Origin of the sequence: Hahella ganghwensis DSM 17046 (assembly GCF_000376785.1) — a bacterium.
Classification (GTDB): Bacteria; Pseudomonadota; Gammaproteobacteria; order Pseudomonadales; family Oleiphilaceae; genus Hahella; species Hahella ganghwensis.
In genome coordinates this window covers 1-11,520 of record NZ_AQXX01000046.1, presented here as the reverse complement: position 1 = coordinate 11,520, position 11,520 = coordinate 1, and the positions used below count along the sequence as shown (strand labels likewise).

10 protein-coding genes and 1 pseudogene are annotated in these 11,520 nt (G+C 47.5%); 5 read left to right on the top strand and 6 right to left on the bottom strand.

Features of this window, described 5'->3' with window-relative positions:
- Nucleotides 1-265: 265 nt before the first annotated feature.
- A complete protein-coding gene (locus F566_RS0101240; RefSeq protein ID WP_020405159.1) occupies nucleotides 266-1,765 on the bottom strand; it encodes a hypothetical protein in 1,500 nt (499 codons plus the stop codon).
- Between the two features lie 476 nt (nucleotides 1,766-2,241).
- On the opposite strand from F566_RS0101240, the gene F566_RS0101235 reads away from it, so the two are divergent.
- Entirely contained in the window at nucleotides 2,242-2,967 is a 726-nt protein-coding gene (locus F566_RS0101235) for a tRNA-dependent cyclodipeptide synthase (RefSeq protein WP_020405158.1), read from the top strand.
- Between the two features lie 488 nt (nucleotides 2,968-3,455).
- Here the strand turns inward: F566_RS0101235 and F566_RS0101230 are convergent, their stop codons facing one another.
- Genes F566_RS0101230 through F566_RS36660 form a run of 3 tightly spaced genes read right to left on the bottom strand, consistent with a single transcriptional unit; the run spans nucleotide 3,456 to nucleotide 4,217 of the window.
- Nucleotides 3,456-3,671: a hypothetical protein gene (locus F566_RS0101230; RefSeq protein ID WP_020405157.1), complete on the bottom strand. Its 216-nt coding sequence runs from the start codon at nucleotides 3,669-3,671 to the stop codon at nucleotides 3,456-3,458.
- 1 nt (nucleotide 3,672) lies between these two features.
- Nucleotides 3,673-4,077, bottom strand: coding sequence for a type II toxin-antitoxin system YafO family toxin (locus tag F566_RS0101225; RefSeq protein ID WP_020405156.1), 405 nt, complete (start codon nucleotides 4,075-4,077; stop codon nucleotides 3,673-3,675).
- Complete coding sequence (locus F566_RS36660) at nucleotides 4,077-4,217, bottom strand: hypothetical protein (protein WP_020405155.1); 141 nt, start codon at nucleotides 4,215-4,217, stop codon at nucleotides 4,077-4,079. The genes F566_RS0101225 and F566_RS36660 overlap by 1 nt, the downstream gene beginning before the upstream one ends.
- Nucleotides 4,218-4,584: 367 nt before the next feature.
- Between F566_RS36660 and F566_RS0101210 the strand changes: the two genes are divergently transcribed.
- From F566_RS0101210 to F566_RS0101200, 3 genes are all read left to right on the top strand, one after another.
- Nucleotides 4,585-5,211 (top strand): DUF1326 domain-containing protein, encoded by a 627-nt coding sequence (locus tag F566_RS0101210; protein ID WP_020405153.1) that lies wholly within the window; start codon nucleotides 4,585-4,587, stop codon nucleotides 5,209-5,211.
- 1 nt (nucleotide 5,212) lies between these two features.
- On the top strand, nucleotides 5,213-5,953 hold the full coding sequence (locus F566_RS0101205; protein WP_051085230.1) for a DUF2182 domain-containing protein: 741 nt from the start codon (nucleotides 5,213-5,215) through the stop codon (nucleotides 5,951-5,953).
- Nucleotides 5,954-6,506: 553 nt separating this feature from the next.
- Nucleotides 6,507-7,202 carry an HNH endonuclease gene (locus F566_RS0101200; protein WP_020405151.1) on the top strand — a complete coding sequence of 232 codons (696 nt, stop codon included), beginning with the start codon at nucleotides 6,507-6,509 and terminating at the stop codon, nucleotides 7,200-7,202.
- 26 nt (nucleotides 7,203-7,228) lie between these two features.
- Here F566_RS0101200 and F566_RS0101195 read toward each other — a convergent pair whose 3' ends face one another.
- Together F566_RS0101195 and F566_RS0101190 are read right to left on the bottom strand one after the other, a co-directional pair.
- Nucleotides 7,229-9,943, bottom strand: coding sequence for a cation-transporting P-type ATPase (locus tag F566_RS0101195; RefSeq protein WP_020405150.1), 2,715 nt, complete (start codon nucleotides 9,941-9,943; stop codon nucleotides 7,229-7,231).
- 253 nt (nucleotides 9,944-10,196) lie between these two features.
- Complete coding sequence (locus F566_RS0101190) at nucleotides 10,197-11,177, bottom strand: transposase (protein ID WP_020405149.1); 981 nt, start codon at nucleotides 11,175-11,177, stop codon at nucleotides 10,197-10,199.
- Nucleotides 11,178-11,339: 162 nt separating this feature from the next.
- Between F566_RS0101190 and F566_RS0101185 the strand changes: the two are divergent.
- Nucleotides 11,340-11,520, top strand: a pseudogene (locus F566_RS0101185) (IS110 family transposase); the annotation flags it as partial.

The following is an 11,520-nucleotide window of genomic DNA, read 5'->3' as shown; positions in this document are numbered from 1 at the left end:
CAGTATGGGTGCTTGGCGCACCTGACTGCGACGATGACGACATCGCCAAGCATTTAACCCTTCAAATCGCACCCAGAAAAGGAAAGGTGTATTGGGAGCATCCAGAAGACATGAACAAGCGACTGATTGAACTGGATGATAACCACTGCTGAGGCATTTACGCAGAAAGTTGCGGTTTCGCCATCACAAACCAACCTCAAACCGTAATTTCCCGTAGAAAAATCACCTGCAAAAAAAGTTGGCGGTTATCGCAGCTACCCGGTCACTACCCCATGTAGACAGTGTTGCTGGTTTTTCCGGCACTGTTTTCAGCCACGACTCCCCATTCGCCAGAGTAGGGCAGCAGGTTCTTCTTCGTGGTGAATTTGACAGTATAATGCCTATACTCTTTACCGTTGCGATCCGCTTGCATTCTGGAAGTTACAACAGGGTCGCCGTCAATAACCGCTTCTTCAAGCAAATCGAACATCTTCACCTTATCTGCCGGGCCAAGATTACCCAGCGCGCCATTGGGCGCTTCCACGACCCAGAGATGCCTGATATCCGACAACGAGGTGAAAGTGAATTCATTTACCGCTTGGTTTTCAATTTGAGGAAAAAATGTGCCATTTACCCGAAAATGCATATCACCATTCGAGGCGTAGTTCTCTAGGCGCTCAACCCGGGATTGATCGAAGAACAGGGATTCTTTGATAACAGGGTTGTTGGGGCCTGCAAACGGATCCGTAAGGGACATACCACTAAGATACATGTGAATGTGCGAGCCTCGAAGAGACGCCTCGCCTGAATACCCAATCCTGGCCAGGCGTTGCAGCGAATTTACTCGTATCGGAACATCAGGGGTTGGCATGAGCTGCTCACATTGTCTGGCAGGACCTTCGACATCACCATTCATTACGGTGCCGCATTCCAGGTGAAAAAACTCTAACTTGGCAATAGACCAACTTGGAATGTCATCAATGCATTGCTGAAGTGCGCTTTCGCCAAAAGCCTCCTTGGCACAATCGTCAGGCGTTTTATTCAGGTAGGTTTTCAGCACCAGTGAATTGCCGGATCCGGTGAGGTGTTGGCAGCTGGGCGAGCTGCTATCGCAGTCCGGAATCCCTTCAGCAACCTTGGTGACGTAGGTGACGGCTCCCTCGGGAAAAGGGTTTACCAAATAGTTTCCGACATCTCCTTGCTTACCGAAATCAATAAAGCTGGTCCAAAAATCCGTCGCTGCATGGCTGTCATAGACAGGCCGGGATAAGCTACCGTCATATGTTGAGCAATACCGTTGACCATTCACATAGCATGACTTGTCATCAGATGGGGATATCCTGCTGTCATGATCATAGTACCGCCAGATTCCGCGGAACTTTTCACGCTCAACAGGTATAGTGATTTTTGGAAAGTATAAACGAGCAAATTCAGGAAAGTTCGCACCACGCATAATCTTGGCTTGTTCTTCGGTCAATTGGCCAGATTGAATTGCCTGACGCAGAGGGTTGTCGAAACGATATTCCTCAAAAGTTTCCGGCGCTTTTTTGTCATCAAGCTCGAACTTGTCATTAAAGTTTGCAGACTGAACCGAGAAGCTGACAGCGGCGCCGGCAAGAGCCATTGCGAAAACGGCAAAGCCCTTCTTTATCGAACCGCTCGCGACCGAACTGCAATGTTTGTTCAAAGAAATTGTTTCTGTCGTGGGCTTCGTCTGCTCGAAAGACAAAGCTGCAGCAGGCCTGATGGAAGATTTTCCATGGGAGGTTTGAAGTGTGTAGAGCATGGGTTAAGTTCCTTTTATTGTTTTTCCGCTTTATCGAAGGAGGGGGTTGCGTAATGCGTTGGATACGCCCCAAGAGCAGCAAATCCCCCAACACCCCGCACTCGCATTCTATGACAACCCCACACAATTAATATCGTTCGTTCTGATGACTTTTTTCAATCATAAACCGTTCATATGAACGACCTCGTCCCTGATGCTTAAAAATGAGTTAATAGTGAATTAAGCTACAACAGAGCAGGGGACAGACACAAAAATACGCCTCAGGGGCGGCATAGCTGCAGCCTACATTGAATTGCAAACCTATGAACTTGGACTGAATTTTGTATGCATTGCAATAGTGACTGCTCAGCTATAGACTTTATATAAGAGAGTGTCACGGGTAGGTGCAGTTAAGCATATATAAAGATTACCCAATTATAACGAGCGGGAAGTTCGTCGATCCTTCGGAAACATATTCGACCATGGAGGGCAACGATATGTCGGCTTTACAATATGATATCTCAGATAAAACTCCCCATTCGACAAGCTACAAAGCTAGAGTCGATAGGGTTTCTCCTAAGCAGCGCCGTGAAGATGCCAATGCATTTTTAGCCTGTTTCCTGGGCATCAGCTTAGGTAATTCCAAATTTAATCCCCCTAAAATTTCCGCGATCCTCAATTGGATAAGTAGGCGTTCTCGCAACTGCACTGTTCTTGTTGGAGACAGCATACATCGGATAACTCTAGAGCTATCTCAAGGATTGCACCCGGATGATGCATACGAGAGAGCTATTCATATGGGGAACGACTTCGTTGAGAAGCTCAATCCTCTTTTCGCATCCTATAATGACAAGTTGAATTTCAGGTTCTTGAAGTGCAGTGAAGTTCAGGAGTGGCCTAGCTACAAGAATCATTACGATCAATTATGTAATCTTGTTAACAATGACCGCCGATTATTAGCGTCTTTAGAGACTTTCAGTGCTTCGTACCATAAGCGACGCAACATTACGCCTAAGGATGTTGCTTATCGATGTTTAGTGGACCGATCAATAGATTACTTCATTGAAGAGTTTGCAATTTTTGCCTGCCTAAAGGAGCGCGGTCTTTCGGTATTTATTTATCCCGGAACGTTCGGCACTTTGACTGAAATTGTTAACGGTGAGCACCCTAAAGCCCCTCAAGCCTTGCGAAACTTGACAATCATTTCTCTAAAGTTTGCATAGCGAAATATAGGGAGCATCCTAAATCGGCATGCAGACTTAGTGAATGTAAGGGAGGAGCGTTTTTTAGGTGCTGAAGAGTTGTAAGCAATTCCGTTTATCTGGGTTCACACATGCAATTTAACATAATATATATTATGCGAAGTTATGGGTGGGCCTACGTGGATTCCAGCCACTCACAACCCCGCATAAGCTCTGCACTCTATTACAGTTGCGATTGTCCGCGATGCTCAGAGTTTCACCCCGTATTACTAACGGGGCGACCCTAGCCTGCATCCGCGCTTCGCCGCGGTGACCCGCTTCGCGGAAGCCTATAAGGCGGACGGGTGTCCGCACATCGGTGGTCTCAGTAGTTGGGAGTCGCCCTGGCGGGCTCTGCTTTCGGCGTATGGAACAAAGGCGGTCTCACAAGGCCTGTGGCCGCCTATAATGGCCGGTGCGGCCATGAAGTAAAGGCGCAGTCAACAAGGTTACGCCGGCAGAGAAGACTACTATTCCTGGTCAGGCATTAAGTGTTCAGGCCATTCAACCTTGGCGCTTCGCAACAAATCAATCACCGGTATATAGGCAATTATGTTGTCATCCTTCAACGACCATCCATGATCAGCATCCCAATTGGCGCACCCAAAGGTTCCCATTCCGTTGTTATATAGAATAGCGACCACATACCATGCAGGTTTTTTAGGAGTACCGCTTTGCCATTCCATTTCAATACCTCGCTCTAAATCGCTTCGCAACCTTAATATATTCATCCATTAGCCACATATCCTCTGTCCTTTTATGCGCATCCTCCCATAGAATATCAATCATCAGAACATTGTCTTTGGAATGAAACCCAGGGCAAAAAACCAGAAAAGAATCACTCTTTCGCTCATACTGATTGCGAACCTGTAGTCTTCTCAAGTATGAAGGTGACCCTTGCAGGATATGAATATGATTTAACTCTTCAAACATCGCCTCAGGAGGCCGAAGCATTTCACCGTACCGACCAAATATCAGGCCGGCATTTCCAGTTTCATTGTAGAGTTTGAAGGCATCCCTAATCTCAGTAATCTTAGGGTTGGCTTTTCGAGCTAGCTGCAAGTTCGGTGATAAAAATACTTCAATCGCCATTACTTGCTAAACTCCTTGTACTTCTCGGGATGCTTTCTCACCTCTTCACGAGCTTTCTCCACGGCTTTCTTTAGCTCCATCATATCTGCCGCCGTCAAATATGGGACCTTTTCCTTTTTAGCCTTCTCATCTTGAGACACTATTTACCTCCTTTTTAAAGTAACTGCCTGTTCATTCTATCACTACTGAGATACAGCAAGCATCAGCTGTTTGACTTAGAAGCGGCTAACTTCCTGGCTTCGACAACTCTGCTGTCAAGTCCGCATAATATACTTTATGTGTAAATTCCTCGCCGGGCTGGGACAATTGTCCTGGCTCGAAATCTCCCTTCGGTCGCCGCATTTCAGCAGCACTTGGAGATTTTGCCGCCTTCCATTGGGTGAGCATCAACGAGTCCATGTATGCGTAGTTGAGACGCCTGTCCTGGCTTTATCGAATTTCCTAGATGGTTGCCTCTGTTGAACTATATTTTTAACTTCCCTCTCCACTATTCCAAGGGGTGATGTCATGTCTAGCACAGAAAACAAATGGTCCTTATCAATGCATCAGATTGAATGTTGTAATTGTAGCCATGGTTGTGGCTGCCAATTTGATGGATTTCCTGACAGCGAGACTGGAGGCTGTGAAGCGATATTAGGTTTTTCGATTATATCTGGCCAATTCAACGAACTGGATTTAAGTGGGCTGAAAATGGTTTTCGTAGCCCAGTGGCCGAAAGCAATTCACGAAGGGAATGGAAAAGGAGCGCTTTTCATAGACAGTGCCGCAACGCCAGAACAAGTGACCGCGTTGGCGACCATCATGTCCGGCCAGGCTGGTGGAATGCCAGTTGAGGCAATTGCCGGAACGTTCACTGAATTTGAGGGGCCTATTATTAAAAACATCACGATGAATGTTGATGAAAAACGATCCTCATTTTCAATTGAAGGGATATTAACGGTTGAACAGCAACCCTTGATTAATCCGATAACAGGTAAAGAACAAAATGTGCATATCACGTTCCCAGACGGCGGATTTATGTGGGATGACGGCAACATAGGGCACTCAAAGGAGATGTCGGTCGATTTCAATAATATTGCCTTTAAACATGAGGATAGATTTGCAGCAAAGGCCATAGCCAACTGGGGAAATTGATTTGCTCACAAAGCAAATAAAATGGCTGGAAAAAAGTCAAAGACCGATATTGTTAACTGTAACCGCTTGTATTTTATTAAGCTGGTACTACCTGGTTTTTGAAATGGCCATGAATATGTCGCCGGTATTGCAGTGGGATGCTTTCGACATATTTATGTTGTTCGTGATGTGGGCCATCATGATGGCAGGAATGATGCTGCCTTCGGCAATCCCTGTCATCATGTTGGTGAGTAAAATGAATAAGCAACGACAGACCAGGCGTGCCCCCTACACTCATGCCTTCTATTTCATTGTCGGTTACCTCTTGGTGTGGATGCTTTATTGTGCCGTAATTACATTTACCCAATATTGGCTGCACAGATTCTCTTTACTCACACCTATGATGGTTAGTGCCATGCCGGGGTTTAGCGCCCTGCTATTAATCGTTGCAGGTATATATCAATGGACCGGCTTCAAACAACGGTGTCTACAATATTGTCGCTCCCCGCTAAGTTTGTTTTCTACAAAATGGAAAGAAGGAATTACCGGCGCGATTAATTTGGGCTTTTTACATGGCCAATACTGCCTGGGCTGCTGTTGGGTTCTTATGGCATTGCTGTTCGTGGCAGGTGTTATGAGCCTCAAGTGGATCCTGGCTTTAACTATTCTGGTGCTGATTGAAAAAATCATGCCGATGGGGGATCAGTTCAGTCGCATTGTTGGTGTTTGTCTTGTGCTCCTGGGGTTTGGAGTTTTGTTATAAACCAGTCATTATTTATTGTCGGTCAACTGTCCATGTCAGCTGCTGTCAATGTCATTACTATCCGCTACGACAGATTTGTAGAAAAGATCTGACAGCTCTGACTTCATGCCGCTTTTCAGGAAAGTTTGACTACCCGTCACTAGGCCCTCCCTATTGGAGTACAATTTTCTATCGCGCAATGCGCATACTGAACAGGCCAGGTCATCTGGTAACGCTCGAGGCGCCCATCACCAACTTCACGCACCGATAAAATGCTCCCGGATATTTGCTTCCCTCAGGACCTCCTTTTCATCGATTGCGATTAGCAATGGCAAACATCTGAAATGTCCAAAACTATCGCTCCAAGGGTCGATAGGCCAACAATGACGTAGAGGTCATCTGGCGGCTCATCCATTCCGATTAAAGAAGCCCCTAGTACTTGCTTACTGGTTGCTGTCCAGAAGCCACCAAACTTATTAGATTTTTTCAGAAGGCATCAAGTCTCTTGTTGTGCATATTAATATCGGCATAATGCACCGGCGTTTTTTTTGACTCACTACGGAAATCTATCATCATGCAAGCATTTATCAGGCTGATCGCGGTCATCCTATGTCTCTCTTCGGCCGTCGTATACGGTCATCCCGGCCGACAAGACTCTCAAGGCGGTCACTACGACCGAAAAACCGGCGAATATCATTGCCATCAAGAACAGTGCTTTACCAATCAGAAACAAATTCAGGTCGCAACAATAGAAGCTGAAACGGACGGACGTGACTTCTCCCCCGTGTACCGCCGTGAAGATTGGAAACATTGGTCTGATCTGGATCGTGACTGCATGAACACTCGGCATAAAATATTAAAGATGCTGACCAAAGCGCCGGTTACACTTTCCGATAATGGCTGCAATGTTTCTACAGGCACCTGGAATGACCCTTATAGTGGCAAGATCTATCACCAGGCCAGTGATTTAGACATAGACCATGTCATCCCGCTGAAGTGGGCAAATGATCATGGTGGGTATGTCTGGTCATCTCAACAAAAAGAAGTCTACGCCAATGACCCAGACAACCTGCTTGCCGTCGATGACAGCTTAAACCAGCAGAAAGGCGCTAAAGGCCCTGATGAATGGATGCCACCCAATCACCAATATCGATGCGAATACACAGTGCAGTGGACCAAAATACTCAACAAATACCCGGACCTGAAAATGACGTCGAAGGAAAAAAGGATTTTTGCCCGGCAGCAGGTGGCCTGTAAAATTTCACCGTGATGACAAGCTGACTCTATGGCCTCCCATTATTTCGTCTTCACTCTTTGGAATGCGAGTCGCATCTGCTTTTCAATCTCGATGATAGTAAATAGTGCTACGCCGACTCCGACAATCAGCAGACCATCGAGTATGGGAATCGATTCGGTAGCAAAAACGGATTGCAAAAGCGGCAAATAGGTGATCGCGAATTGTGCTGTCGTTATAATAATCACCACAGCCCACACAACTTTTGTCCCGCGCACTCCCTGCCAAGTTAACGACGTACTGTAGATATTTCGAATAAAAAACAGGTGGAAAATTTCCATTACCACCAATGTATTCAGTGTCATGGTGCGAGCTAACTCCACTGAGTAGCCTTGATCTATCGCGTAGTGGTAAATTCCAAATACACCGCAAACAAACAATAGCGATACCAACAGGATATGCCACGCCAGACCGCCATTTAACAGCGGTTCGTGGCGCTCGCGCGGTGGTCGGTGCATGGTGTTTTCTTCAGTTGGCTCAAACGCCAGGGCAATACCGAGCGTTACGGCAGTAATGAGGTTTACCCAAAGAATTTGGATCGGAGTAATAGGCAGTGTCATCCCTAACAGAAGCGCTACCACTATCGTCATCGCTTCACCGGCATTGGTTGGTAACGTCCAACTGATGACTTTCTTTAAGTTGTCATACACAGTCCGGCCTTCACGTACAGCTGCCACAATGGAGGCAAAATTATCATCGACCAGCACCAGTTCTGCGGCTTCTTTTGCCGCTTCACTGCCTTTTTGCCCCATGGCGATTCCTGCGTCCGCTCGTTTTAGTGCGGGGGCATCGTTAACGCCATCCCCCGTCATAGCCACGGTCATGCCATGGGATTGCAGGGCCATAACCAACCGCAGTTTATGTTCAGGGCTGGTACGGGCAAATACATCACATTCCAATACTGCCTGCTGCAGCGCCGAAGAGTCGAGTTCATCCAGATCGTTTCCGGTGAGGACTTTGTCAGTATTTTGCAGGCCAATCTGCTTACCGATGGCAGTCGCGGTTTTGATGTGGTCACCGGTTATCATTTTCACTTGGATGCCAGAATCATGGCATTCACCCACTGCGGTGATCGCCTCAGCGCGGGGTGGATCAATCATTCCCACCATTCCGATCAAGGTTAAAGAACCTGATACCTCTGCATATTCCAATACGGTATGTGTGGGTGACACGGCCTTAACGGCAAAAGCCAGCACGCGCTGGCCAAGTGCGGCAATCGCATCTGCCTGTTCGCTCCAATAGGCAGTATCCAAGGGTTTGGTGGCACCATCGCCGCTGCGTTGATTGCAACACATGGTCAACATAAGCTCTGGCGCACCTTTGACAAATATGAAGGCGTGTTGCTCATGGTTGTGATTAAGTGTTGCCATAAAGCTATGTTTGGCATCGAACGGAATAGCATCCGTTCGCACCCAGGCAGTTTGCTCCTGGCGAGTGTTTAGATCCATTTTACTTGCAAAGCTTAACAGCGCGCCTTCCATTGGGTCGCCTTCCACGATCCACACACCTTCGTGCTCGCGTAGCGCGGCATCATTGCAGAGCGTTGCGGCTCGGGCCAATTCTTCCAGAACGGTGTGTTCCGCAGGAGACACGTGGGTGTCTTCAAGCTTCAACGCACCTTTGGGGTTATAGCCACTACCTTCTAATGTAAAGAGATGACTGTGAGTAAGTACCGAGGCTACCATCATTTCGTTACGAGTCAGGGTTCCAGTTTTATCTGTGCATATAACTGATACCGACCCGAGGGTCTCAAGGGCTGGTAATCGACGTACGATGACGTTGCGCCGAGCCATAGCTTGTACACCAATCGCCAGCGTAATCGTTAGCACCGCTGGCAGACCCTCGGGAATCGCTGCCACAGATAACCCCACCACAGCCATGAAAATCTCAGTGAAATCGTAATGTGCAACAAAGTATCCGAACACAAGCAGGGCCGCTGCGATGACAAGAATCAAGATGGTTAACCATTTGGCAAACACGCCCATCTGTGTCACCAGTGGTGTCGTTAACGCTTCCACTTCCGACAGAAGCCCACTGATTCGACCAATCTCTGTACCTAAACCGGTGGCTACCACGACTCCTCTGCCCTGCCCACTGGTGACCAGGGTGCCAGAGTATGCCAGACAGGCACGATCTCCTAAGGCTGCGTCATCAGCGACCGGCTTCGTGTGTTTTTCCACGGGGACCGATTCCCCGGTTAAAATTGCCTCCTGCACAGACAAGCCATGAGCTGTGAGCAGTCTAAGATCAGCGGGGATTTTATCCCCTGCCTCTAATAACACGATGTCGCCAGGCACCAATTTTGCGCCATCGATCGTTACACGCTCACCGCCACGAATCACATTGGCTCGGGGGGCCAGCATATGGCGGATGGCATCCATGGCTTGTTCCGCCTTTCCTTCCTGGATAAAGCCGATAATTGCGTTAGCAATGACAACAGCCAGGATGACGCCGGTATCGACCCAATGAGCGAGTAGTGCCGTAATTACCGCAGATCCAATGAGCACGTAGATCAGGATGTTGTGAAAATGCAGAAGGAAACGAATGAAAGGTGAGCGCCGGGCTACCTGAGGCAAACGGTTTGCGCCATAGCTTAAAAGGCGCGCTTCGGCTTCTGTTTGGCTTAAACCTTCGGTTGAGGACTCCAGGTCTTCAAGCGCGACATTGGCTGAGATACTGTGCCAATGGGCCTTTGTACTAGTGTCAGTATTTTCCATGCCTGCCTCGTTATTAACATGCTACATCACTAATGCTATTAAACGGTCTGAAGTTAAAAGTTAACCTGCATCAATTAATTGATCGACAACCAGTTTTTGATTATGACCAGAGCGCTTCCACAGGCACAGCATATTTGAAGTGATCGCTCATAAATAACGGGTTAGCCAATGTGTTCATGAAAGTATCGCGTCAAACCCAACACTTATTCAACTACCATCGAATCAGAAATGCTGCTCTATGCGCTTCAAGGTACTAGGTCAGGAACAGCTTCCTTGCCATGGGTCTTCCCCGACACCACTGCTGCCCTAATCTGGTCACTGCTCGCTCCAATTGGGCGACTTTCCCTGCCAGTCGAGGAAAGCGATATCCAAAGCAGGAAACACCCTCACACCATTCACTGGGGTCTACTTGAATGCGCTGGAGTATTGGCAGTATATGCGACGGTATAGCACCTTTCTTATCGTCCCGAATTGCTCGGCCGGTCCAGTCAACCAGGGCCAGGTAGTCGTCTATGTGGAACTGTATATCTGTTTGTAGGTTTTCTTGGTGCTCATGACCCGCCAGATTGGCCAGTCTGTTTTTCTGGGGAGCGAGATCGCGGTTTTCAATTCGCTCCTGGATGGAGGTGTAATCAGATGTCTCAGGTATTTTTGCAAGACCAGCTCTAATTGGGTTCAGGTCCACATAGGTCATGCAGGTTAACAGTGCTGCCTCGTCCAGTAGCGCTTGTGATTTGAACCGTCCCTCCCAGAATCGACCTTTGCAACCGTCTTCTTCATTTGCCTTGCGGGCAATGTATTCGTTCACGCACCTCATATACCAACTGATTGATTTAAGCCGTTCTCGCCATTCTTCGACATATTCAGAAAGCTTCAGGAGCCCTGCTCTATCCAATGAAACTCCATTCAGATAGCGCTCAACCAATTGAGGCCCTTTGAAAAGTTTCCGCCAACGTTCGATTACTTCATCCTGAGACCAGGAATCAGCCAATTCAGCATTGACTTGCAGCACCACATGGTAGTGATTACTCATAACTGCATAGGCCGCTACATCAATAGCGAAAATATCAGACAACTCAAACAGCCGGTCGACAATCCACTGTCGTCGATGTTCAAAACTTTGACCTGAGAAATGGTCACTACCACAGAGAAACGCCCGGCGAACGCAGCGAGCAATACAATGATAATAACGGGTATCGGAGAGGGATATGAGTTCCTTTCTGGCGCGGGTCATCCTTGAACCTTAATACTGGATATTTAAACAGACAAAAGACTACAAGTTGACTACAGCTTAGTCAATTGGTTTGTGGGTGATGAGATGGATGCCTCCCCTCTATCGGCGTCAAATGCGCCACACTTGTAGTGTCAACAAACAAGTATAGAGGAGGCATCCATCATGAATATTAAGCTCATCGGAGTGGATTTGGCAAAGTCAGTTTTCCAGGTTTGCGTGCTGAACCAAGCTGGTAAAGTTCAGATTAACCGGGCGCTGTCTCGTAACGCTTTTGTTGAATTTATGCATAAACAGCTGCCCACCCAGGTTGTCATGGAGGCCTGTGGTAGTTCTAACTTTTGGG

What these genes read in the sequence shown, in the direction of transcription:
- F566_RS0101200 (WP_020405151.1), top strand. Translation starts at nt 6,507, where the DNA reads ATGCAAGCATTTATCAGGCTGATCGCGGTCATCCTATGTCTCTCTTCG.
- F566_RS0101230 (WP_020405157.1), bottom strand. Translation starts at nt 3,671, where the DNA reads ATGGAATGGCAAAGCGGTACTCCTAAAAAACCTGCATGGTATGTGGTC.
- F566_RS0101235 (WP_020405158.1), top strand. Translation starts at nt 2,242, where the DNA reads ATGTCGGCTTTACAATATGATATCTCAGATAAAACTCCCCATTCGACA.
- F566_RS0101195 (WP_020405150.1), bottom strand. Translation starts at nt 9,943, where the DNA reads ATGGAAAATACTGACACTAGTACAAAGGCCCATTGGCACAGTATCTCA.
- F566_RS0101225 (WP_020405156.1), bottom strand. Translation starts at nt 4,077, where the DNA reads ATGGCGATTGAAGTATTTTTATCACCGAACTTGCAGCTAGCTCGAAAA.
- F566_RS0101240 (WP_020405159.1), bottom strand. Translation starts at nt 1,765, where the DNA reads ATGCTCTACACACTTCAAACCTCCCATGGAAAATCTTCCATCAGGCCT.
- F566_RS0101190 (WP_020405149.1), bottom strand. Translation starts at nt 11,177, where the DNA reads ATGACCCGCGCCAGAAAGGAACTCATATCCCTCTCCGATACCCGTTAT.
- F566_RS0101210 (WP_020405153.1), top strand. Translation starts at nt 4,585, where the DNA reads ATGTCTAGCACAGAAAACAAATGGTCCTTATCAATGCATCAGATTGAA.